Origin of the sequence: Mycobacterium sp. 1165196.3 (genome assembly GCF_001673415.1) — a bacterium.
In the GTDB taxonomy this organism is placed as follows: Bacteria; Actinomycetota; Actinomycetes; order Mycobacteriales; family Mycobacteriaceae; genus Mycobacterium; species Mycobacterium europaeum_A.
Genome location: NZ_LZLU01000196.1, coordinates 1 through 23706, shown reverse-complemented (window position 1 = coordinate 23706; position 23706 = coordinate 1). Strand labels below are relative to the sequence as shown.

Below are 23706 nucleotides of genomic sequence, written 5' to 3'. Positions count from 1 at the left end.
GCGCGAAGACGGTCGGCTTGACGTAGTAACCCTTGTCCAGTCCGGCCGGCCGGCCGGGGCCGCCCGCGACCACGGTCGCGCCCTCGTCGACGCCCTGCTGGATCAGGCGCTGAACCTTCTCGAACTGAGTCCTCGACGCCACCGGCCCGATCGCCGTCGCCGCACCGTTGCCCACCGCGATCTGTTCGGCGGCTTCGCGCGCGAGGCTAATTGCCTCGTCCATCCGGGAATTCGGCACCAGCATGCGCGACGGCGCGTTACAGCTCTGCCCGGAATTGGGCATCATGTTGGCCACGCCGGCCCGCACGCCGTCGGCGAAGCCACCGTCGTCGAGGACGATGTTGGGGCTTTTGCCGCCGAGCTCCTGGGTTACTCGCTTGACCGTGGGCGCGGCGTTCCGGGCGACCTCGACACCGGCGCGGGTGGACCCGGTGAACGACACCATGTCGATGTCGGGATGGCTCGCCAGGGCCACACCCACGCCCGCGCCGTCGCCGTTGATCAGGTTGAACACCCCGGCCGGCACGCCCGCGGCGTCCAGGATCTCGGCGAAGATGTAGGGCGAATACGGCGCCACCTCAGACGGTTTCAGGATGACGGTGCAGCCTGTCGCCAGCGCCGGGTAGACCTTGACCGCGACCTGGTTGATCGGCCAGTTCCAGGGCGTGATCAAACCGCAGACGCCGATCGGCTCCTTGGCGATCAGGGTCGCGCCCTTCTGTTCGGAGAACGGGAAGTTCTTCAGCACGTCGATGGCCGTGGTCAGATGCCCGATCCCGAGGAAGACCTGCGGCCCGGCGGCCAGCGAGGGCGGGGCGCCGATTTCCTCGGTGACCGCCTGCGCGAGATCGTCCGCGCGCTTCTGGTATTCGGCGAGGATGGCCTGCAACAGGTCCAGGCGCTGTTCGCGGGTGCTTTGCGACCAGCCGGTGAAGGCTCGCCGGGCGGCGTTGACCGCCACGTCGACGTCGGCGGCCGACCCCAGCGAGATCTTTCCGGACACCTGCTCGGTCGCCGGGTTCTCCACGTCGAAAGTGTTGGGCCGCACCGGGTCGACCCACTGTCCGTCGATGTAGAACTTCAGGTATTCGCGCATGACATCGATCCTCTTTCTACTGCGGGCCTTATTGAGTGCCTTCGGCGTACCAGGTCCGGAATCGGTCGTACTTGGGCATCTCCTCGGAATTGGCCTTCGGATCGATGCATACGTGCACCACGCCGACTTTGCCACTGGCGTAGGCGCGAGCGATCGCCGGGCCGATCTCGGATTCCTTCTCGACATACTCACCGTGGCAGCCGAAACCCTCGGCGACCTTGTCCATCCGGACGTCCTTGCTCCAGTGCACACCGGGCTGCGGCGACGGCTGGGAAAAGGTGCGCTTGTACACGCCCACCTCCAGGCCCCACTGGTGGTCGACGCCCACCACGCACACCAGCGGAAGATTCTGCCGCGCAGCGGTTTCCAGCTCGGCGATGTGGAACAGAAACGCCGAATCGCTGGTCAGCAGCATCACCGGGCGCTTGCCACCCTCGGCGACCGACGCCCCGACGGCGTAGGGCAGGCCGGTGCCCAAGTGGCCGAAGTTCTGGTTCCAGATCACGTCGCGCGGCTTGGACTGCGAGTAGGTCCACTGGAAGATCACCGTCGCGCCGCCGTCGCGCACGAGAATGCCGTCGTCGAGTTCGTTGAACGCCTTGGTGGCCTCGACGACGTAGCGGGCCGGGTGGATCGGTGACCGGCCGGACGGCGCCGACTCGGCCACGTCCGCAAGCTCTTTCGCATCCTTTTCGACCAGAGCCTGTAGCCCCGGCGCGGGCTTGCGCGGGCCATCCTTGAGCGCGTCCACCAGCTGCGGCACCACACCGCGCAGATCGCCCACCAGCGCCACGTCGACCGGGCGGTTGACGCCGATGGCGGCCGGATCCTGCTCCACGTACACCCACTTGCGGTTCGCGTTGTTGGCGGCCCAGTGCTGGGTCCGGCCGTAGTGCATCGGCTCACCGAGCTCGGTGCCCAGCGCGACGCACAAATCGGATTCCTCGACGGCCTCGTTGGCCGCGGGCGAGAACAGGTAGGGGAACGTGCGCTCCTGCAGACCCGGGATGTAGGACGTGCCGCCCGAGGTCTGGATCACCGGGCACGCCATCAGCTCAGCGAGCTCCTTGACCTGCTGCTGGGTGCGGGAGGTGTGCACGCCGTGGCCGACCAACAGGATCGGGCTTTGCGCCGCCCGGATCAGCTTGACGGCCTCGGCCACTTCGCGGGTGCCGGCGCCCTGGTTGACCAGCCGGTAGGCCGACGGTGGCGGGGCGGCGTCGACGTCGAGCTCCTCGAGGATGACGTGCGACGGGAACTCGACGTAGGTCGGACCGGGCGTGCCGGACATGGCCCTGCGGATGGCCTCGTGGATGATCTCGTCGGTCTGGTCGGCGTACTCGATCGAACTGCTGTACTTCACCGACGCGGCGAAAAGCGGTTCCTGCTGGACGAATTGGATGCGGCCGCGCCGCACCCGGCGCTCGGTCACCCGGGCTCGCTGCCCGCCCAGGAAGATCACCGGCGAGTTCTCCACCAGCGCGCACTGGATCGCTCCGGCGATGTTCGCCATGCCCGGGCCCAGCGTGCCGATGCACAGGCCGGGGTTGCCGGTCATGCGCGACGCCGCCTCGGCCATGAACCCGGCGCTCAGTTCGTGATGCGGAGCCACCACCGACCACCCCCGCGCGTCCGCCTCGGCGAACATGTGCACGAAGTTCGGGTCGGGGATGCCGAACAGGGTGTTCACGCCCTCGGCCTCGAAAAGGTCGAGAATGCGTTTGTAGACGGGCACAGCCATCGTGGGAAACTCCTTCGCTGACAGAATATTTCGTTGGTAAGCGTTATGCCGGGTTCGCGTCCACGGCCAAGCCCAGCTCGGCGAGCACCTCTGCGGTGTGTGCGCCGAGGTCCGGAGCCGGCCCCGCGACCCGGCCCGGTGTCTGCGAGAACCAGGTGGGCACCCCGGGGAAACGCACCGGCCCGTGCGGGCCGTCCACCGTCTCGAACATGCCGACGGCGTTCAGATGCGGGTCGTCGAACAGCGCTTCCGGCGTGTTCAGTGGCGCGGCCGGTATCTCGAGTTCACGAAACAGCGCCAGCCACTGCGCGGTGGTCCGCTCCTTCATCGTCTCGGCCACCAGCCCGTAGACGGTGTCGATCTCGCGGGCGCGTTGCTCCAGCGTGGCGTACAGCTCGCTGGCCCACGGTGGCTGAACGGCTTTCATGAACGCGTTCCAGTGCTTGTCGTTGTAGATCAACGCGGCGATATGGCCGTCGCTGGTGCGGTACGGGCGGCGGTTGGGCGCCACGGTGCGCGGGTACACCGCCGGCCCGAGCGGAGGGTCGAACAGGGCGCCGTTGGCGTGTTCGACGAGCATGAACGAGGCCATGGTTTCGAACATGGCGACCTCGACTTCTTGCCCCTGCCCGGTGCGTTCGCGATGGAACAACGCCATCGTCGTCGCGTACAGCGCCGTCAGCCCGGCGATCTTGTCGGCCATGATGGTGCCGACGTAGTCGGCCTCGCCGGTCAACTGTTGTTGCACCGCGGGCAGGCCGCATTCGGCCTGGATGGTGTCGTCGTAGGCGGGGCGGTCGCGATCGGGTCCGCGGCGCCCATACCCGTAGCAATTGGTATAGACGACAGCGGGATTGATCGCGGCGACGTCGTCGTAGCCGAAACCGAGCTTGGCGATCGCCTTGGCCCGCATCGAGTGGATGAACACGTCGGCCGTCTCGACCAGGGCGCGCAGCGCGCCGGCGCCGGCGTCGGTTTGCAGGTCCAGCACCACGCTGCGCTTGCCCCGGTTGACGTTGACGAACACCCCGCTCATGCCCGGGGCGGGGCCCACCGAGATGTAGCGGGTGTTATCACCTTGCGGGGGTTCGACTTTGATGACGTCGGCGCCCATGTCGGCCATGATCTGCGTGCAGTACGGCCCCATCACCATCGCGGTGAGGTCGATGACGCGCAGCCCCGCCATCGGGCCGGTCGGGCTAGCCATTGAGCGCTCCTTGATCGGTTAACCTCTGAGCCAGCTCGAAGCTGTAGCGGATGTGCTCGTTGTGTCCGTCGGGGACGACCGGGAAAATCAGCGGTGCCTCGGCGTATCGGATCGCGTCCAGGTGGGCGCCGACCTCTTCGATGCTCCAGGCCGGACGGCACACTCCCGGGCTCTCGGCGATCACCGCCCGCGCCACCCGACCCGCCAGCGCGATGAACAGTTCACCGGTTACCGAACAAGACTCGTGCGCAAGCCATCCCACCACCGGCGCAACGAGTTCCGCGCCCATCGGCGGATAGGCCGATGTGTCGATGCCCTCGGCCATGCGCGTCACCGCGGCCGGCACGATCACGTTGCACCGCACCCCCTCCGCGGCACCCTCCAGCGCGACGACATTGGCCAGCCCGATCACGCCGGCCTTGGCCGCCGCGTAGTTGGCCACGTCGTGGTTCCCGTACAGCCCCCCGATCGACGACGTCAGCACGACGCGGCCGTAGCCCGCGTCGCACATGAGCGGAAACGCGGGCCGCACAACGTGAAACGCGCCGCGCAGGTGCACGTCGAGCACGGCGTCGAAGTCCTCGTAGCTCATCTGTTTGAGCGAGCCACGGCGGACGTTGCCGGCGTTGTGGATCAATATGTCGATGCGTCCGTAGTGCTCGAGCGCGGTCGCGATGATCTCCTGGCCGCCGTCGCGGGTCGCCACCGAGGCGCCGCAGGCGACCGCCTCGCCGCCGGCCGCGGTGATCTCCCCGACCACCTGCTCGGCCGGCCCGGCGTCGGCGCCCTCGCCGTCGAGGCCGCCGCCGGCGTCGTTGACGACCACCTTGGCCCCCCGCGAGGCGAGCAGCTGCGCGTACGCACGGCCCAGCCCGCGGCCCGCGCCGGTCACCACGGCGACGCGGTCGTCGAATCGAAGTTGGGGCGCAACGGTTTCGGTCAAGCGCCCAGCACCAACCCTTCCAGCTCCCCCTTGTCGCGCCAGACCCGCAACAGGTCCTCGAACGCGTAGAAGCCGGGGCCGTACGGCTCGCCCAGGTGCGACCGGATCCCCTCGCCCCCGCCACCGCCTTCGTTGTTGTAATAGCCGGGCGTGCACTGGGCGTCGAACGCCGAATTGTCGATCGCGGTTTCCCGGATCGTCGCGCACCACTGCTCCTGCGCCGCTTGGCTGGGTTCCACGGTGGTGGCTCCGCGCTTCAGCGCCTCGGCGATGATGTAGGCGATGTGCTCGCCCTGCAGCTCGTAGTTGGCCGCGATGTTGGCGGAGATGCCGACCTGGGTGAAGCCGGTATAGAACTGGTTGGGGAATCCTCGGCTGGTCATCCCGTGCAGCGTCTTGTAGCCGTCTCTCCAGTAGTCGAACAGCAACAGCCCGTCGCGTCCCTGGATGGCCTCGATCGAGTAGCGGCGGCTGATCTCGGTGGTGATCTCGAAGCCGCTGGCGTAGATGATGCAGTCGACCTCGTACTCGATACCGTTGGCGACCAAGCCCTTTTCGGTAATGCGTTCCACGCCTTTGGAATCGGAGACGTCGACGAGGGTGACGTTGGGCCGGTTGAACATCGGCAGGTACTCGTCGTTGGACAGCGGCCGCTTGCACAGGAATCGGTAATAGGGCTTGAGCGCCTCGGCGGTCTGCGGATCCTCGACCAGCGCGTCGATGCGGCGGCGCAGCCGCTCCATCAATTTGTAATCCTCTTCCTCCCGAATCGCCATGAACTGCTCGGGCGTCATGGCCGCGGGGTCGGGCAGGGCGAGCACCCGGGCGGCGGTGTTGCGTCCGAGCTCGGTCCAGAAGTCGCACACCAGATCCGGCTGGCCCAGCGCCATGCCCTCGAACGTCCAGGAGTGGAAGTTGCGCTGGCGCTCCCGCTGCCAGCCCGGCCGCAGGGTCTTCACCCATTCCGGGTCGGTGGGCGCGTTGTTGCGCTCGTCGACCGTCGAGGGGGTGCGCTGGAAAACGTAGAGATGCTGGGCGTCTCGCGCCAGGAACGGGACGATCTGGATCGCGGTGGCGCCGGTGCCGATCACGGCGACCTTCTTGTCGGCGAGCTTGTGCAGGTTGCCGCTGGTGTCGCCGCCGGTGTAGTCGTAGTCCCACCGCGACGAGTGGAACGCATGGCCCTTGAAGTCCTTGATCCCGGGAATGCCGGGCAGCTTCGGGCGGTGGAACGGGCCCGAGGCCAGCACGACGAAGCGGGCGCGGATGTCGTCGTCGCGGTTGGTGCTGATCCGCCAGCGCTTGATCTCTTCGTCCCACCGCAGGTCGCGGACCTGGGTGGAGAAGATCGCCGAATCGTAGAGGCCGAAGTGCTTGCCGATGTTGCGGCAGTGCTGGTAGATCTCGGCGCCGTCAGCGAATTTCTTCGACGGCATGAAGTCTAGCTCTTCGAGAAGTGGTATGTAGCAGTATGATTCGTTGTCGCACTGGATGCCGGGGTAACGGTTCCAGTACCAGACGCCGCCGAAGTCGCCGCCGAGTTCGATGACGCGGACGTCGTCGACGCCCGCTTTCTTGAGGTAGGCCGCCGACAGCAGGCCCCCGAAGCCACCGCCCAGCACCGCGACGTCGATGTCCTCGCGAATCGGCTCGCGCGGGGACACGGGTGTGTACGGGTCGACTTCGTAGTAGCCGGCGAAGTCGTCCTCCAACTCGATGTACTGCTTGGAACCTTCCTTGCGCAGCCGCTTTTCGCGCTCCCGGGCGTACTTCTCGCGCAGCGCGTCGATGTCGACGTCCTCGGGTGTCTGGGTGGGCCCGCAACCGTCTTGGTGCTTTTCCATCTCAGGGGTCATGCCTGGGGGCGCTCCTTGTCTGAAAGCTCTCGGGGCTCACCGGTGCCCATGTACCTCGACAACTGGTAGTGCAGATTGACCGTGCTGCGCTCGCGGTACGGGTTGGGCTTGGTGCCGGGGAAGGCAAAAGACTTCATGCCCTGCTGCACGGCGGCCATGTTGGAGAAGTCCTGCGGCAGCACCGATCGCCACCTGGGGTCCCCGACCGGAGTGTATTCCCATTCCGTCTGCGGCTCTTGGCCTTTGGGGTACAGCTCGAAGACCGACACCTCGAAGATGCACTTGTCCGGGTTGTAGCTGGGATGCGGTCGCGCGCCGTAGCACAGCGCGCTGGTCAAGCCCTGGCCGATCTGGAAGTTCGGGAAGATCTGCCATGCGGTCCCGGCCTGCCCCAGGATGTCGGCGGGGATCGTCGGCCAGATCACGCCGCGGGCCTCGTCGTCGCGGCGCGCCGAGGCCAGCCAGTGCTCGAGGACCTTGTCGGCCGGTGTCCCCTCGGGCAGCTCGTCGACCAGTCGCTTGGCGGCGTTCACCAGCGTCTGGGTGGTGGTGGCGTTGGTTTCCTCCATCGTGTACACCTGCATCTCGGCGGTCGACACGCGGGGATCGGCGCCGATGCCGAGCCGGATCTTGGACTTGGTGGCCTCCATGTCCTCGGGCGCGTCATAGCCGATGTGGCTGTGCTTGCCTTGGGCTTTCGCCCACCCCTTGAACTCGCCGAACTTATTGAACTCGGGATGTGTGGTGTAGACGTGGTAGGTCTCGTTGAAGGCCTCCAGCGCGACCTTCCAGTTGCAATCGAACGAGAGCCACTTGCGCCACTTGTAGCGCATGTTCTCCAGCCCGAACGGGTCGAGGATCTTCGCGGCGGGGAACAGGAAATCGGCGAGCGGCTCGCAGTCGGGGTCCATGTTGATCCACAACCAGCCACCCCAGGTATCGACCTGCACCGGACGCAGGTGGGTGTTGTCGGGGGTGAGCGTGCCCTGCCAATCCTGCTGTTCGCGAATGTGGGTGCACGCGCCGTCCAGACCGTAGGTCCAGCCGTGGAAGCCACAGACGAACGACTTTCGGGTACGCGCGCAGGCGTTCTTGGCGCCGTCGGGGGTGTCGATCAGCCGGCGGCCGCGGTGCATGCACACGTTGTGGTGCGCGTGAAACTCTGCTGCGCCGGTGCGCACCACGATGATCGAATCGTCGAGGATGTCGTAGGTCAAGTAGCTACCCACCTCGGGCAGCTCCTCGACCCGGCCCACCTGCTGCCATACCTTGCGCCACAGCTTGTCCCGCTCGGCGCGAGCGTAGTCCTCGGAGATGTAGGCCTCCACGCCGATGGTCATCGGTGCCGAGAGTTCCTCGGGCGCTTCGGGTTTCGCGCCCTTGGCCAGATCGGTCATCACATCCTCCTGATTGCCGCGCGGAAGGATTCGTCCTTGAGGAATAGCGAAGTGTTGTCTGCGCCGAGGTGGCTCCACTTGAGGTCCAGCCCGCCGTCGACGAGCAGCGTCTGGCCGGTGATGTAGCTCGACATCTTCGAGAGCAGGAACAGGATGGCGCCGGCCTGCTCTTCGGGCCGGCCGCGGCGGCCCATTGCGATCGCCTGGCGGTCGCGATCGGGATCCTCGTCGACGTACGTGCGCGAGGCCGCCGTCTCGGTGACGCCGGGCGCGACGGCATTGACCCGAATGCCGGCCACCGCCAACTCGAGTGCCATCGTGCGGGTCATCGCCACGATCGCGGCCTTGGCCGTGCCGTAGGCGATGTGGAACGGCGCGGTGTTCATGCCGCTGATCGAGGAGATCGACACGATCGATCCCGGCTGGTGCTGCGCGACGAGCTCGCCCGCCACGGCCTGGCTCATGAAGAAGGCCGTTTCGAGGTTGTCGGTGAAGATCTTGCGCCAGTCACCGCGCGCCACCCGGGTGGACGGCATCCACGTCGAAGGCTCAGCGCCGCCGGCGACATTGACCAGCCCGTACAGGTCACCGCCGGCGCGGCGCGCGTGGTCGAGCACCGCGGCGATGCCCTCGTCGGTCGACACGTCGGCGGCGACGGGCAGCACGGGCAGGCCCTGCTGCGCCAGCGGGGCGATGTGTTCGTCGAGGTTTTCCTTCGACCGGCTCACCGCGATCACGGTGGCCCCGGCCCGGGCGGTCATGGCCGTGACGGTTGTGCCGATGCCACCGCCACCGGCGCCGGAAACCACGACGACGCGCCCGTCGAGTCCTAGGAGATCCCCGTGATCGGCCATGACCTGCTTTCCCCTGCCGCCGGGCGTCGCGCCACCCAGGGCGGGATCATTGATCTTTTGTCCGGACAAAATATCGCATTCTGCCCCTTGGAGAACACTATTCCGATCGGTGGACATCGCTGTCAAGATCGGTTCGCCGCGCTTTGGCGGCTATTGTCTGGACTAGGAGGAATTGATAGCGTCCAGCCAAACGGCTGACGGAAGGACCTCGGCGAGCCATGCCCATCTCAGCGCAGCCATCGCGGTACCCAGTGGCGCATCGCATCGACGTCGCCGAGGGCTGGGAGCTCGAACGGGTCACCGCGCCCAGCCGGCTCTTCGGAGCCAACGGTCTGCGCACCGGACCGGACGGTCGCATCTACATCGCCCAGGTGACCGGCAGCCAGATCAGCGCGCTGGACCACCGCACCGGGGAACTGGTGACCGCCAGCCCCAAGGGCGGCGACATCGTGGCGCCCGACGACGTCGCGTTCGACGCCGCCGGCAACCTCTACGCCACCGAGGTGATGGACGGCCGGGTCAGCGTGCGCGACACCGGCGGCCGAACGCGCGTCCTGCGCGACGACGTGCCGTCGGCCAACGGGATCACCTTTTATCGGGACCGGTTGTTCATCGGTGAATGCCGTGAAGGCGGACGGCTGCTGGAATTCGACCTGGCTGGCGGGCCACCACGGGTGCTCTTGGAGAACGTGCCCTCACCGAACGCGATGGAGGTCGGCCCGGACGGGCTGCTGTACTTCCCGGTGATGGGGGCCAACGAAATCTGGCGCGTCGACCCCGACGGGGGCGAACCGCAATGCGTGGCAACCGGTCTCGGTGTGCCCGATTCGGTCAAGTTCGACGCCCAGGGCCACATCGTCTCGACGCAGGTGGCAACCGGACAGGTGCTGCGCATCGATCCGCGCAGCGGCGAACAGCGCCTGATCGCCCAGCTGAACCCGGGGCTGGACAACTGCACCTTCGTCGGCGATCGGTTGTTCGTTTCCAACTTCACCGGCGAGATCACCGAGATATACCCGGACGGCACAACGCAATCCGTACTGGCGGGCGGCCTCAACTGGCCGCTCGATCTGGCGGTGGGCCACGACGGGCAGCTCTACATCGCCGACGGCACGTACTTCTACGTCGCCCTGCCCGACGGGTCCCTGCACACCGCCGGGATGTTGTTCAGCCCCGGATACCCCGGATTCCTGCGCGGCATTGCGGCGAGCGGGCCCGGTGAGTTCGTCGTGACTACCTCCGGCGGCCAAGTCGGCCGGTATCGGCCGGAGGCCAACGAAACGGATGTGCTCGCAGACGGTTTCGACCAGCTCTACGGTGTGGCCCTGAGCCCGGGCGGTGTGGTGTTCGCCGAGCTGGGCACCGGGCGGGTGCTGTCATGGAAGTCCGGCGGCGTCGAGGTGCTGGCGACCGGGCTGCGCGACCCGGTCGGCGTCGCGATCGGCGCGGACGGGTCCGCCCTGGTGGCGGAGGCCGGAGCCGGCCGGGTGGTGCGGGTGAACGGCTCGAGCCCCGACACGGTCGTCGCCGATCTGCAACGGCCCCAGGGCATTCTGGTCCGCGGAGAAGTGCTCTACGTCGTCGACGCCGGCGCCAAGGAGCTGGTCGCGTTCGACCTGAGCACTAACGCGCGGCGAACCATCGCATCCGGTCTGCCGGTTGGTCCCCCGCCGGGTGTGACGCCCAAACCGCTGCGCGGGATGCCGCCGTTCTCCGGGCCGCAGGGCCCGTTCGCCGGCATCACCGCCGCGGGCGACGGGACGCTGTACGTCTCGGCCGACGGCGACGGCAGCGTGCTGGCCTTGCGCCCGACCCCGGGCGGTCCCTGATGCCCCAGGCCGTGGCCGGCGACCACCGCTACCTCCAGATCGCGCGCACGCTGCGCAAGGAGATCGTCGACGGCGTCTACCCGGTGGGGTCGCAATTGCCCACCGAACACCAGCTGTGCGAGCGCTTCGCGGTGAGCCGCTACACCATCCGCGAGGCACTGCGCCGGCTGCGCGAGGACAATCTGGTCGCATCCCGGCCGAGGGCGGGCACCCGGGTGGTACCCCGGCCGGCGTCGAGTTCCTATGCCCAGGACGCGCTGTCGATCGACGACCTGCTCGCGTTCGCTGCCGGCGCGCAACTGACCATCGAATCCAACGCGATGGTGACGATCGATGACGAGCTCGCCGCTCGCACCGGTCTCGAGGCCGGCTCCCAGTGGTTGTCGGTGCGCGGTTATCGGCAGGCCGACGGCGCGTCGGTGCCGATGTGCCGAACGGAGTACTACATCAACCGCAGTTTCGCCGCCGTCGGCAGGCTGCTGCAGCGCCACGTCGGCCCGATCTTTCCGTTGATCGAGGATCTGTTCGGCGTGAGCGTCGCCCAGTTGCACCAGGAGATCGCCGCCGTCCTGCTGTCACCCGAACTGGCCGACGGACTCGGTGCGGAAGCGGGGACGGCCGCGCTGCAGATGCGGCGCACCTACACGACCTCCGACGGTGAGGTGGCCCAGGTGACGATCAACACCCACCTGTCGTCGAGGTTTCGGTACGCGATGACCATGCGTCGCGTCGATGAATAGGCCGCCCCGGATGAGGCCGCGGTGAGGGCCCACGCGCCCTATGCGTCGGAGGCATACCGGCGCGGCTTATGGGTGCACACCACGCTGGCCGACGCGCTGCGCGCGGCCGCCCAGGCCTCTCCCCGGCGAATCACCTTGGTGGACGGCGATACTCGGGTGGACTGCGCCACGCTCTACGCCCAGGCCAACGCGCTCGCGGTCGCCCTGTCGGCGCGCATGCCGACGGGCAGCGTCGTGTCGTTCATGCTGCCGAACTGGCACGAGTCCGCCGTCATCTACCTGGGCGCAACCCTCGCCGGGATGGTGGTGAACCCGATCCTGCCGTCGCTGCGCGACCACGACCTGCGCTTCATCCTCGACGATGCCGGCACCGCACTGCTTTTCGTCCCGCAAAGCTACGGCGGCCACGACTACGCGGCGATGATCGAACGCGTGACGACGCCAATGAGCCGCGCGCCGGAGGTGGTGGTGCTGCGCGGTGACGCCGGTCCGCACACACCGTACGGGTCACTGCTGCAGCAGCCGCCCTCCGACGCCGCTGCGCTGCCGGCGCTGGATCCCGACTCCGTGCGCATGGTGCTCTACACGTCGGGCACCACGAGTCGCCCTAAAGGCGTTCTGCACACTCATAACTCAATGCACGCGCTTATCTGCCAGATCCGCGAACATTGGATGATCGCGCCGGGTGACACCTTCCTGGTGCCATCGCCGGTCGCCCACATCGGCGGCTCGATATACGCCTTCGAATGCCCACTGCTGCTGGGCACCACCGCGGTGTTGATGGACCGGTGGAACGCCGCGGAGGCGGTCACGCTGATGGACTCGCAGCGGTGTACCCACATGGCCGGTGCGACGCCGTTTCTGCAGCAGCTGCTGTCGGCCGCCGAGCGCGCCGGCACCCGTCTGCCGGACCTGAAGGTGTTCATCTGCGGCGGCGCGTCGGTGTCGCCGTCGTTGATCCGCCGCGCCGCAGGGTATTTCAATCGCGCGGTGATCACCCGGGTGTACGGCTGCACGGAAGTGCCCGTCGCGACCGTCGGTGCTCCCCGGCCCGACGAGGCCGGTGCCGCGGCGGACACCGACGGCCGGCCCGGGATCGCCGAGATCAAGCTCGTCGCCCATGAGACCGCGCCCACCGGTGACGGGGAGATCTGTGTGCGCGGCCCGCAGATGCTGCAGGGTTATCTTCATCCCGAGGATGGCGCCGAATCTTTCGATGACGCAGGCTTTTTCCGCACCGGCGATCTCGGACGCTGGGTCTCATCCGGTTCGCAAGACGAGTACCTGGTGGTGACCGGCCGCGCCAAGGACGTCATCATCCGCAGCGGCGAAAACATTTCGGCCAAGGAGGTCGAGGACCTGCTCGCCGACCATCCGGGCATCGCCGAGATCGCGGTCGTCGGGCTGCCCGACGACCGTACCGGAGAGCGGGCCTGTGCGGTGATCGTTCCCACCGGTGTGGCGACCCCGGATGTCGCGAGTTTGCTTGCGCTGTTGGTGAGCAAGGGTGTCGCCAAATTCAAGGCGCCCGAACAGGTCGTGATCTGGGATGCCCTGCCGAAGAACGACGCGGGCAAGGTTCTCAAGCATCGGATCCGCGCGGCCTTGGCGCAGGAGTTGACGAAGGATGGGTGAGATGCAGGTCGCAATCGTCACTGGCGCGAGCAGCGGTATCGGCTTGGGGTGCGCGACGAAGCTCGCCGAGATGGGCATGGCGGTCCTCGGCACCGGCCGCGACGAAGGTCGGCTGGCCGAACTGGCAAGGGCGGTCGGTGATCCGGATCGCGTCGCAACGCTGGCGGTCGACCTGACCGATGACGACGCGCCGGGCCGCATCGTGGATCTCGCGGTCGACCGGTGGGGCCACATCGACTTCCTGATCAACAACGCCGGAGTCGGTAGCCCCAAGCCGCTGCACGAGACCGACGACGAAACCCTGGACTACTTCCTGGGTTTGATGCTGCGGGCACCGTTTCGGCTGGCGCGCGACGTGTTGCCACACATGGGACCCGGGTCGGCGATCATCAACGTCACCTCGACCTTCGCCGTCGTCGGCGGCCTACGCGGCGGCGCGTATTCGGCCGCCAAGGGCGGCCTGACCGCGCTGACCACCCACATCGCCTGTCAGTACGGCGCGTCCGGCATTCGCTGCAACGCCGTCGCCCCCGGGGTGACGGTGACGCCGATGGTGGAGAAGCGCTTGGAGGACGAGCGATTCCGCAAGATCAACACCGAGATGACGCCGCATCAGCGGTTGGGCCGCATCGACGACATCGCCAGCACGGTCGCCTTTCTGTGTTCGCCGGGTGGCAGTTTCATCAACGGCCAGACGATCGTCGTCGACGGCGGCTGGAGCTCGACGAAGTACCTCTCCGAGTTCGGGCTGTCGTCGCGGTGGACCGAGCGATGAATCTGTTCGCCATGCTCGACCAGGCCGCGAGCCGGTTCCCCGACCGCGGCGCGCTGTACGTCGGGGAACGCCGGGTGTGCACCTGGATCGAGTTGCGGGACCGGGCGTTACGGCTGGCCGCGTCGATCCGGGGGCAGCACGGCGCGGGCGCTCGTGTCGCGATCGCGACCCACAACCGCCCCGAGATCGTCGAGCTGATGTTCGCGATCTGGGCGGCCGAATGTGTCGTCGTCCCGATCAACTACAAGCTGCACCCGCGCGAGATGGCGCAGATCCTCGAGGACGCCGGCGCCGCAAGGGTATTCGCGTCGTCGGCCATCGGTGCCGAGCTCGCCCCGATGACCGCGGCGCCCACGGAAATCCTTGATTCCGAGGACTATTCGCGGCGGTTCGCCGTCGCCCCGGCGCGGCCGCCGCGCACGGACCCCTCGGCGCTGGCGTGGCTGTTCTACACCAGCGGAACCACCGGCCGGTCGAAGGGGGCGATGCTCTCGCACCGCAACCTCACGGCGATGACGGTCGCCCACCTCGCCGACATCGACGATCCGGACGAGAACTGCAGCCTGGTCCATGCCGCGCCGATGTCGCACGGCTCGGGACTTTACATCCTGCCGTACACGCTGCGCGGTGCGCGGCAAATCCTGCCCGCCTCGGGCGCATTCGATCCCGACGAGTTCCTCGACCTCTGCGCACACCACCCGGGCGCCAGCGCGTTCCTGGCGCCGACGATGGTGCAACGGCTGGTGGATACGGGCCGCGGTCGCCCGGCCAATCTGCGGACGATCGTCTACGGCGGCGGACCCATGTACGTCGAAAGCCTGCGCAAGGCGATCACGGCATTCGGTCCGATCTTCGCGCAGATCTACGGGCAGGGCGAATCACCGATGACCATCACCGGACTGCGCCGCGCCGATCACGAGTCGGACGACGACGCGATCCTGGGATCGGTCGGGTATGCGCGGTCGGGCATGGAGGTCGCGGTGCTACGCGCCGACGGCAGCCCGGCGCCCGTCGGCGAGATCGGCGAAATCGTCTGCCGCGGCGACGCGGTCATGTCCGGATACTGGCACAACGACGAGGCGACCCGCGGCGCGCTCAACGACGGCTGGCTCTACACCGGCGATATGGGTTCGTTCGATGGGCGCGGTTACCTCACCCTGCGGGATCGGTCGAAGGACGTCGTCATCAGCGGCGGCAGCAACATCTACCCGCGGGAGGTCGAGGAGGTGCTGCTCGAGCATCCCGGCGTCGCCGAGGCGTGCGTGGTGGGCACCCCCGACGATGAATGGGGTGAGGTGGTGGTGGCGTTCATCGTCGGTGCGGTCGAACCCGCGGCGCTGGACGCCCATCTGCTGGAGCGCATCGCCCGCTTCAAACGGCCCAAGCGTTACGAATTCGTCGACGAGTTGCCGAAGAACAGCTACGGCAAGGTGCTCAAGCGTGAACTACGGGCGAGCCTGGCGCGCTGAGCCCCGCCACGCCACGAAAGGGAGGTCGCAAATGAAATGTCGTGCCGCTGTCATCCGCGGGGTCGGCCAGGATTGGGAGATCCGCGAGATCGAGCTGGACCCGCCGCACGCGGGTGAAGTCATGGTCCGGATGGCCGTCGCCGGAATCTGCCACTCCGACGACCATCTGTTCACCGGCGACGTGGTCCCGACGGCCGAGGCGATCGCCGCCAGCGGCCAGCCGGCGCCGGACTGGTTCCCGCTGCTCGGCGGGCACGAGGGTGCCGGTGTCGTAGAAGAGGTGGGGTCCGGCGTGACGTCGGTGCGGCCGGGGGACCATGTGGCGCTTTCGTTCATTCCGGCGTGCGGCAGTTGCCGCTTCTGCGTGAACGGCCAGAGCTACATCTGCGACATCGGGGCGAGCCTGTTCGTCCGAGAGATGCCGACCGACGGAACCTGCCGGCGGCACCTGGGCGACGAAGAACTGCTGGCCTACGGGCAACTCGGCACGTTCGCCGAATATGCGGTGCTCTCGGAGAGGTCGGTCATCAAGATCGACGACGCTATCCCGTTCCATGCCGCTTCGCTCGTCTCGTGCGGGGTCAGCACCGGCTGGGGCTCCGCGACGGTCTCGGCGGGCACCGAACCGGGCGACACCGTCGTCGTCCTCGGCGCCGGTGGTGTCGGGATGAACGCCCTGCAAGGGGCGCGCGCCGTGGGTGCGAAGTACGTCGTCGCGGTGGATCCGGTTGACTCCAAGCGGGATTCGGCCAAGATCTTCGGCGCCACCCACACCGCCGCCTCCGCGCAGGACGCGATACCGCTGGTCAACGAGATCACCGCGGGGCTGATGGCGGACCGCGTCGTCGTCTGCCCCGGCGTGGTGCATGTCGACTTGCTGCCGCTGGCGATGGCGCTGCTGCGCAAGGGCGGGGTCTGCGTGCTCACCGGCATCACCCCGTTCACCGAACCGCCGGTTCCGCTGGTGCTGCAGGAGATGACGCTGTCGGCCAAACAACTGCGCGGCGCGCTGTACGGCGGGATGAATCCGCGCACCAGCGTGCCGATGCTGTTGTCGCTGTATCAGGCCGGCGCGGTGAAACTCGACGAGTTGGTCACCCGCCACTATCGGCTCGACCAGATCAACGAGGCGATGGCAGACCTGCGCGAGGGCCGCAACATTCGCGGCGTCATCGATTTCGCCGGCGTGTGACCACGGGCGCGGACTCGTCCCAGCGGCTCAACCGGACTCGAAGTGCCCGCGGATGCCGGCAAGCATCTTGACGTGCGCCTTGACCGCTTCGCGGATGGTCACCCCGGCCAACAGCCGCGGGGCGGTGATCGAAATCCGCTCGGTGATCCGGGTGCCGCCGTCGACCGGATCGAAACTCACCGTGCCGCGCAACCGGACCCCGGGTGACTGGTCGGCCTCGGTCAGCACGTCGCCGCTGACGGGCACCCGCAGCCGGGCGTGATACCCGGTGCGAATGGTGAACGGCCCCAATGGGATCCGGTCGACGACGCGGTAGGCCTGCTGATAGCCGTCGGGGGTTTCGCTGCGGGACACCGTTTCCACGGACACGATCAGCGGATGCACCAGCTTGATGTTGTCCAGATCCACGTAGAAGCCGCGGACGGCGTCGGGTGGCGCGGGCACGTGTTCGCTCAGTGTCCGATCGGCGTGGACGAACACCAACGACCGTGCCCGCGAATGTAACGTCACGGCGACATTCTGCCGGTTTGTTCGCCGTGGCGTTACGCTCGGCGCGGGTCAGCGCCAAGCCGACCGCACGTAACGGTCTATTCCCTCACTTGCGGAATTGACCTAACGTGTCAGGAATGGAGGCAGATGTAACTCCGGAGTCGGTGTCGGTCGAGAACTTGCACTCGGGCGACCCGATCACCGATTGTGGTCAGCGGTACATAGTTCTCGAATCGAAATCCTTCAGCGATAGCTGCGTGGTGCTCGAGCTGGAGTCCAGGGTGGATCACCAGCTGCAGGTCATCGAGAAGTCCTTCCCGATGGGATACCAGGTAGGCAGGGCGAACCACCGAATCCTGTAGCGAATTCCCGTCGCCCGAATATTGCGCGAGTAGCCGGTCGACGGCTACCGCGCTTTCGTGTTTTCGGGCTTCAGATTTCGCGGAGTGGCCGGATGTCGTTGCGATCCTCGCCCGTTCACTGGAAGGCGATGACGTGGGCCAGGCCATCCTTGTCGATGACGACGCACTGGTTAGGAAAGCCGAAATGGTCGCTCACGGCGCCGCCCGGCGGGAACAGGGCCTCCGAAATAGGTGACAGTTCCCAGGATTGGGTTTGGCCGCTGAAGGTGTACTGCATGACGCGGCCGTCGTTGTCGACGGCGAAGCCGACCACCTCACTGTTGTTGCTGGCCAGCGCAGCCACGGGCCGAGCGGTCGTGGGGAAGCTCGCCCCCGCGAGCACGTCGATTCGCGGGGAGTCGAACTCGGTCTTGGCCCGCATCGAGATCACCGTGAGCGCACCGGCGGCGTTGACGGCGAAGGCACTCCTCAGCGGCGCGAGCACCGGCTGCGGGGCACCGGGCGGCCGGAAAGTCACCCCTGCCAGGTCGCTGATGAATGCGCCCTGGGCATAGGCACCCGGCGGGGTCACCGGCTGGGTCGCCCAGCCCTGGTTGGGCGCGCGGAAGATGCCGGTCAATCGGCCCTGGGTGTCCACACAGAAGGCGGTCTGAACATCGAAGACGGTCGGCTTGCTGATTCGGGCGCCCGGCGGGAATGCCGGCGCGCCGACAACCGGACGCACGGACGGCGGCGCCGGGGTTTCGCTGATCACAACCTCCATCAGGGTTCCGTTTGCGTCGATGGCCAGTGTCGACAAGGTGCCGGCGGCGACCTCCATCGGCATGGTCATCGCCTGGCCGGCGACGAACTTCGCCCCGGCGACCGCCTGGATGGTGGCCTGGCCGAACGGCTGGGCCGCCGGCAACCAGATCACCTTGAGCACACCGTCGGCGTTCACGGTCAGGCACACCGAGACGAACGGGCGGGTGACGTGACCGCCGGGCGCGAACCCGCCCCCGCCGAGCTGGGCGATCTGGTTCGGTGACTGCCCGCGCGGCGCCCACACGACGGTGAGCGCGCCGTTCACGTCGACGGCCAGCAGCCCGTCGTCGGTGGCGTCGAGTTCGGTGATCTGGTTGGCGAAGCCGCCCGGATGGAAGCTGGCCCCGGAGACGGTCGACAGGGCCTGGCCGTTAACCGGCAGCACCGTCATCCGGCCCTGGTTGTCCACCCCGACACCGTTGGGGCTGACATAGGCGTCGACGGGGAACATCGCGCCCTTGGTGTCGATCGTGCTCGTCTTCCAGCCCGGGCCCGGCGGGGTCACCGGCGCCGGCGGCGCCGGGGCACGGGTGAAGACGATGGGCTGCGGCTCGGTCAGCGGCGGTGTGCATTTCTGCGGGTCGAAAAATTGGGGCGAGTCGAATTGGCCCTTCGACAGCCGCACCGCGTGGTCGATCACCGCGTTGATCAGCGCGGTGTAACTCGCCGACGCGGCGGCCAGCACGGCGTTGGGAGGAAGGCCGGTGAAGAATTGGGGGTTCGTCCGGGCGAAATCTGCGTCGTTGCGGGATTGGATGTAGCGCATCTTGTGGTCGCGGGCGTCGGCGAGGGCGGCCCGGAAGTCGTCGCGCTCCTCGGGAGTAGGCAGGGGCAGCGGCAGCGTGTCGTAGGTGGCCACCTCGGTTTCGAACGCGACCGGGTTGTCCTTGGCGATCTGCGGGAATTGGTGGTAGCGCGCGGCAATCTCGTCGATGGTGACCGTCGGGGAGATGGTCTCTCCGCTCCCGGCGCGTTGATACATCGTCGCGGTGTATTCCGATCGGGTCGCGGCGCTGGTGTTGGCGGTGTTGAACTGTGCTTTGAAGTCCGCCGAGGCGACCAGCATGTCGGCCGCGGCGTTCAGTGAGGTCGCCAGGTTCGTCTGGGTCACCGTCGACTGGGAGGTGATGCGGATGACCGCGTAGAACTCGCCTCCAGTCTGCAGGCCGCGCACGAAGCTGTCGCCGAACGCGCGGGTGAAGGTATCTTCACCCTCACTCGTGTTCAGCAAAGCTGCGGCATCCGGTTTGACAACGAAGTTTTGGCCGCGGGTCAACGGATTCTTCACCACGCATCGAGCAAGTAGGAACGTCGAGGTCGAGTTGATGTTGGTTTGCTCGGAGAAGCTGGCTTTGGCTGAGGCTGAGAAGAACTCGTAGCGGCCTTGCAGAGAAAAGGACATCGACATCTTGTCCATGAGTTCTTCCTGCGAGTTGACGATGGTGATCTCCGCAGTTACTTCCTGACCGGAGGCGGCCGGATCGGCGCCGACGGTGAAACCTTGCAGGGCGGTGCCCACGGCCTGGCCGGTATGGCTGTTGAATCCCATGCCGATCGATTCGTTGTGAAATGCCAGCGTCCGGATCTGGTCGATCGGTGTTGCGGCGGCGGTGGTTTCAGAACTGGTCATGAATACTCCTGGTGGGTGAACTGAAAGTGAGGCGTTGCCGGCGTCGTCGGATGTCGTGCCGGTGAGCTAGGGCTGCGCGGCGACCGAGCATTCGCCGACGATGACGTTGCCCAGATCGATCGGGCCGGATCCATTGATAACCAGGCTCATCCGATAGTCGCCCGCGGGCAGGTTGAACGTCAGCGACCGCATCGCGCTCTGCCCAGGCAGCAGCGGATCGCACGACAGTGATTGGCTGTCGCCGCTGCCCTGATCATCGAGGTCGAAGATGTCCTGATAGTCGGTGGAGGTGTCGGCGCCGACATTCTTTTCCTGCCAGAAGACGGTGAAATCGCCGCCAGCGCAGGGACTTACCGGATCGGTGACGAAGGTGACCTGCTGGTCGAAAACGATGGTTGCGGGCACGGCTGTCGCCTTTCGGGGCTTGCAATTCGCCAGCGGTTGGCGTGCTGGTTGCCCTCGATGCTGTCCGCACCCGCACTTCGGTCGATAGCGTAGTGCGCTACTCGGTTCGGGCTCTCAGGCGGACAGACCGGCGGCATCCAGGACCGCCCAGAGCACCTCGGGATGGCGGATGTCACTGTGCGCGCCGCTGAACGCCGACTGGTTGGCGCAGATGATCTGGTTGCTGTCCAGCGCGTAGAACTTGCCGGACTCAAACCCGTATCGTGAGCCCACTGGCGCCAGTGGCACCTTGATGGGGGCGGGGTCGCGCTGATATCCGTCGTGGCCCATCGCTCCCCACCGGTAGGTCAGGTCGGCCGCGGACTCGCTGTCTTGGCGGCTGAGCATGCTCGCCGTCGGATACCACCATCCGACGGCGCGGTCGGCGGCGGTGAACGTCGACAGCAACGGACCGTCGACCCGGTCGCCATAGCCGGATAGGGCACCGGAGCGGCCCGGGTCGAACGGCAGGGTGTCGGCGAAGCTGAAGTGGGAGAACGCGCCCTGGATCAGGGTCAGCGACTTCACCGGACTGTTTTCGCCGGTATGCCCGTCGCCGAGGCCGGCCAACGCGTAGGACACCAGCCGCGCGCCAAAGCTGTGGCCCATCAAATGAATCCGCAGCGTGGCGTCACGCTGTGCCAGGTCGGCCAGCAGTGGGCCCAACCCCTGTTGACCGACCACACCGGCCCGGTTTTTCATCTCGTAATAGCTCAGGGTGCGCAACACCTCCCGGGCTCCCGACCACATGGTCGTGAACGGATTGGCGCCGCCCATGGCGCCGCTCGCGGCCTTCGGCGCCATCGCGCCGGCGTAGGACAGCACGGTGGCAGTGGGATCCTGGAGGAACGCGTTTTCGCCGAGGTCCTCCACCGCGTTCGACTGCGTTGTCACCAAAGCGCCGGCCAGCGTGTGGAATTGGCTCAGCTTGTCCGGGTCCTGCGGCTTTTGGTCCAGCAGCGCGCCCATCGTGGTCAGGTCCTGCTGTTGCTCGGGGAAAGCCGGACTCAGGGCGGTCGCCAGTTCGGCGCCGGTGGATGGTACCGGCTTGGCGGTGACGGGATCGTCGTCGGGGAATAGCAATGAGGGCCAGATGATTCCGGCTGCGGCGCTGGTGGCGGTCCGGGCCCCCAGCTGGTCTGCGAGCAGCCCGAACATCGCCGCGTACAGGTCGCGGGCGGAGTCGACGCCGTTGTTCCATCCGTGAGAGAACACGAACAGGTCGGTGATGCCGCCGGCGGCAATCACCTCCGGCAGGCCGCCGGCACCGGCGCCGGTGGCTGTGTTGAGGCTGCCGTCGGCGTTGAAATCGACTTCGTAGTAAGGCAATCCGTGGATGGTTGTCATGGCGTTGAACCTCGGCTTCGGCTAGACGTTGGACAGGGCGCGCATGAGGTCGATCAGACCGGCGCCCTGGTAGAACTCGTGGCGGCCCAAATCGGTGGCGCTGTCCATGAGTAGTTGCTTGATCAGTTGCGGCTGTCCGATGTATTCGGTGCGGGCCGACATGAACGCCGCGATCGCCCCCGACACGTGCGCGGCGGCCATCGATGTTCCGCTGTCTTCGCGGTAGCGGGCCAGGTGCTTGGGGTTGTGCGGCTCCAGAACGTCCACGCCGGCAACGAACGAACCTGTCGCGGCCGAGGTAATGCGCTCACCGGGAGCCACCAGGTCCGGCTTCTTTCGCCCATCCAGCGTCGGGCCTTTGGAGGAATCGAAGCTGACGCCGTAGGTGTGCGGCTTGTAGCGATGCACCGAGCCCACCGTGATCGCCGAGGCGGCGTTGCCCGGGTCGGTGATAGTGGACAGTTGGCCCCGAACATCGTTGCTGGGTCCGCTCAGCGTTCCGGCCGCACCGGCGTTGCCCGCACTCACCACGACCGCCACCCCGGTGGCGGCGAGCAGATCGAGCTCTCGGCAGATCGGGCTTTGACCGGCCGCGCAGTCCGAGGGCGGCCAATCCGAACCCAGCGAAAGATTCACACCGTGGATTTGGATGCTGCGGCCGCCGGAGTTGACGCGGCGCACCCAGTCGATCGCGTCGAGCACCGCGCTGGACACCGTATTTCCGTCGTCGTCAAGCACTTTCAGGCTGACCAGCTTGGCCTGCGGGGCCACCCCGCTCAACACGGTTCCCGGGTCCAGGGTGCGCAGGGCCCACCGCGGCAGGTCTTGATCGGTCGGTTCATTGGATGCGATCAGCAGTTCGTCGTGGTCGGGCGCCACGCCGGCGATGATGCCGGCAATGTGTGTGCCATGCCCGTGCACGTCGGTCAACGGCCCACCGCGTGTGGTGTTGCCGATGGTGAAGTCGCGGTGCCACTGCTTTACCAGCGGGTCGGTGAGGTTGCCGTAGCGGGCAAAGTGCGGATGCCGGGCGTCGATGCCGGAATCCAGCACCGCCCACACGATGCCGTTGCCGGCGCAGCCGTAGGTGCGCACGGCGGCATCGGCTTTGACCGTGGTGACCGAGCGGTCCAGGTGGCCCCGCAGCACATAGTCGGGCCAGATGCGGTAGATCGACGGGACTCCGTGCGGTGAGCGGCTTTCCGCGGCCGCAACGTCGGCGGCGGCCAGGGCCCGCATCTGATCGGTGGTCAGCACGCATCGCCAGTAGTGTCGGGCCACCAACGTCGGCGCGGGCGGTGCCGTGGGCCCCGAAAACACGGTCCGCCACAGGTTTCGGAACCGATCGTTCACAGCCTTCGCGTTGTCTCCGGGGTTGAACCGCAACTCGAGGAGGACCATGCGTGTGGTGACCTTCGTGTCGTCGTCGACATGCGTCACCGTCATCGTCGCCTGCTGAGGCGTCAGCTGCTCTGGCGTCTGCACCGCCATCGGACTGATCAACGAATTGGTCGGCACCCGACCGGCCTCACCGGCTTCCATCGCCGCACCCCGCTATCGCAACGACGTTCCGTCGGATGGACATCGCTCCTCCTCTCACCGGCCGGTCGCCCCGAAACACCTGAGCGGCGATACCGCCCGCCACGGCGACTCCCATACCGCCGGTGATCCTTGTCTAGCAGGTCGATCGCCCTCACAAGCAACTTTGCATCCAAGCCCGCAAAGCCATAGCGACACCAGCGCCGAGATCGGCACCGCGGCATGACGCTATCGGCGGTGATTGACCGATCTCGATCATCGTCCGGTCCGGGGCCGGTTTCACGGGTAGTCGACTACTCGATGTGCGCGCGGTGCGGCGCGGACGCCGGCGATGACCCAGCCCGGTGAGGTCAGGAT

Annotated in this window: 19 protein-coding genes; 7 read left to right on the top strand and 12 right to left on the bottom strand. The window is 67.1% G+C overall.

Annotation, left to right across the window (positions count from 1 at the left end; translation table 11 throughout):
• The 7 genes from A5659_RS20700 to A5659_RS20670 form a co-directional block, all read right to left on the bottom strand.
• On the bottom strand, positions 1 to 1096 hold a 1096-nt coding region (locus A5659_RS20700), incomplete at its 3' end, for an aldehyde dehydrogenase family protein (protein WP_067183896.1).
• A gap of 28 nt (positions 1097 to 1124) precedes the next feature.
• A complete protein-coding gene (locus tag A5659_RS20695) occupies positions 1125 to 2837 on the bottom strand; it encodes a thiamine pyrophosphate-binding protein (protein ID WP_066865356.1) in 1713 nt (570 codons plus the stop codon).
• Positions 2838 to 2880: 43 nt separating this feature from the next.
• Complete coding sequence (locus tag A5659_RS20690) at positions 2881 to 4023, bottom strand: CaiB/BaiF CoA-transferase family protein (RefSeq protein ID WP_067183892.1); 1143 nt, start codon at positions 4021 to 4023, stop codon at positions 2881 to 2883.
• A gap of 13 nt (positions 4024 to 4036) precedes the next feature.
• On the bottom strand, positions 4037 to 4987 hold the full coding sequence (locus A5659_RS20685; protein WP_067183889.1) for an SDR family NAD(P)-dependent oxidoreductase: 951 nt from the start codon (positions 4985 to 4987) through the stop codon (positions 4037 to 4039).
• On the bottom strand, positions 4984 to 6831 hold the full coding sequence (locus A5659_RS20680; RefSeq protein ID WP_067183886.1) for an NAD(P)/FAD-dependent oxidoreductase: 1848 nt from the start codon (positions 6829 to 6831) through the stop codon (positions 4984 to 4986). The genes A5659_RS20685 and A5659_RS20680 overlap by 4 nt, the downstream gene beginning before the upstream one ends.
• Before the next feature lie 8 nt (positions 6832 to 6839).
• Positions 6840 to 8240: an SRPBCC family protein gene (locus A5659_RS20675; protein WP_067183882.1), complete on the bottom strand. Its 1401-nt coding sequence runs from the start codon at positions 8238 to 8240 to the stop codon at positions 6840 to 6842.
• The gene (locus A5659_RS20670) at positions 8240 to 9094 is read right to left on the bottom strand and encodes an SDR family NAD(P)-dependent oxidoreductase (protein ID WP_067183899.1); all 855 of its coding nucleotides are present in this window, start codon (positions 9092 to 9094) and stop codon (positions 8240 to 8242) included. Before A5659_RS20670 ends, A5659_RS20675 begins: the two co-directional genes overlap by 1 nt.
• Positions 9095 to 9312: 218 nt before the next feature.
• Here A5659_RS20670 and A5659_RS20665 point away from each other — a divergent pair, with 218 nt between their 5' ends.
• From A5659_RS20665 to A5659_RS20640, 6 genes are read left to right on the top strand one after another with little or no spacing between them, the layout of a single operon-like run.
• A complete protein-coding gene (locus A5659_RS20665; protein ID WP_067183879.1) occupies positions 9313 to 10923 on the top strand; it encodes an SMP-30/gluconolactonase/LRE family protein in 1611 nt (536 codons plus the stop codon).
• Positions 10923 to 11663, top strand: a complete 741-nt coding sequence (locus A5659_RS20660) for a GntR family transcriptional regulator (protein WP_066865372.1) — start codon at positions 10923 to 10925, stop codon at positions 11661 to 11663. The genes A5659_RS20665 and A5659_RS20660 overlap by 1 nt, the downstream gene beginning before the upstream one ends.
• 21 nt (positions 11664 to 11684) lie before the next feature.
• Positions 11685 to 13298 (top strand): AMP-binding protein, encoded by a 1614-nt coding sequence (locus A5659_RS20655; protein WP_067183874.1) that lies wholly within the window; start codon positions 11685 to 11687, stop codon positions 13296 to 13298.
• Positions 13291 to 14073: an SDR family NAD(P)-dependent oxidoreductase gene (locus A5659_RS20650; protein ID WP_082976136.1), complete on the top strand. Its 783-nt coding sequence runs from the start codon at positions 13291 to 13293 to the stop codon at positions 14071 to 14073. Before A5659_RS20655 ends, A5659_RS20650 begins: the two co-directional genes overlap by 8 nt.
• Positions 14070 to 15542, top strand: a complete 1473-nt coding sequence (locus tag A5659_RS20645) for an AMP-binding protein (RefSeq protein WP_197498118.1) — start codon at positions 14070 to 14072, stop codon at positions 15540 to 15542. The genes A5659_RS20650 and A5659_RS20645 overlap by 4 nt, the downstream gene beginning before the upstream one ends.
• A gap of 31 nt (positions 15543 to 15573) precedes the next feature.
• Complete coding sequence (locus tag A5659_RS20640) at positions 15574 to 16734, top strand: NDMA-dependent alcohol dehydrogenase (RefSeq protein ID WP_067183867.1); 1161 nt, start codon at positions 15574 to 15576, stop codon at positions 16732 to 16734.
• 27 nt (positions 16735 to 16761) lie between these two features.
• Here the strand turns inward: A5659_RS20640 and A5659_RS20635 are convergent, their stop codons facing one another.
• Entirely contained in the window at positions 16762 to 17244 is a 483-nt protein-coding gene (locus A5659_RS20635; RefSeq protein WP_066877975.1) for an SRPBCC family protein, read from the bottom strand.
• Positions 17245 to 17360: 116 nt separating this feature from the next.
• Here A5659_RS20635 and A5659_RS20630 point away from each other — a divergent pair, with 116 nt between their 5' ends.
• Positions 17361 to 17585, top strand: a complete 225-nt coding sequence (locus A5659_RS20630; RefSeq protein WP_066871322.1) for a hypothetical protein — start codon at positions 17361 to 17363, stop codon at positions 17583 to 17585.
• Positions 17586 to 17700: 115 nt separating this feature from the next.
• Here A5659_RS20630 and A5659_RS20625 read toward each other — a convergent pair whose 3' ends face one another.
• The 4 genes from A5659_RS20625 to A5659_RS20610 form a co-directional block, all read right to left on the bottom strand.
• Complete coding sequence (locus A5659_RS20625) at positions 17701 to 20019, bottom strand: hypothetical protein (RefSeq protein ID WP_067183864.1); 2319 nt, start codon at positions 20017 to 20019, stop codon at positions 17701 to 17703.
• Positions 20020 to 20085: 66 nt separating this feature from the next.
• Positions 20086 to 20424: a hypothetical protein gene (locus tag A5659_RS20620; protein WP_066871328.1), complete on the bottom strand. Its 339-nt coding sequence runs from the start codon at positions 20422 to 20424 to the stop codon at positions 20086 to 20088.
• Positions 20425 to 20538: 114 nt separating this feature from the next.
• Entirely contained in the window at positions 20539 to 21810 is a 1272-nt protein-coding gene (locus A5659_RS20615) for a serine/threonine protein kinase (RefSeq protein ID WP_066877981.1), read from the bottom strand.
• Positions 21811 to 21831: 21 nt separating this feature from the next.
• Positions 21832 to 23352 (bottom strand): S8 family peptidase, encoded by a 1521-nt coding sequence (locus tag A5659_RS20610; RefSeq protein WP_231997950.1) that lies wholly within the window; start codon positions 23350 to 23352, stop codon positions 21832 to 21834.
• Between the last annotated feature and the right edge of the window lie 354 nt (positions 23353 to 23706).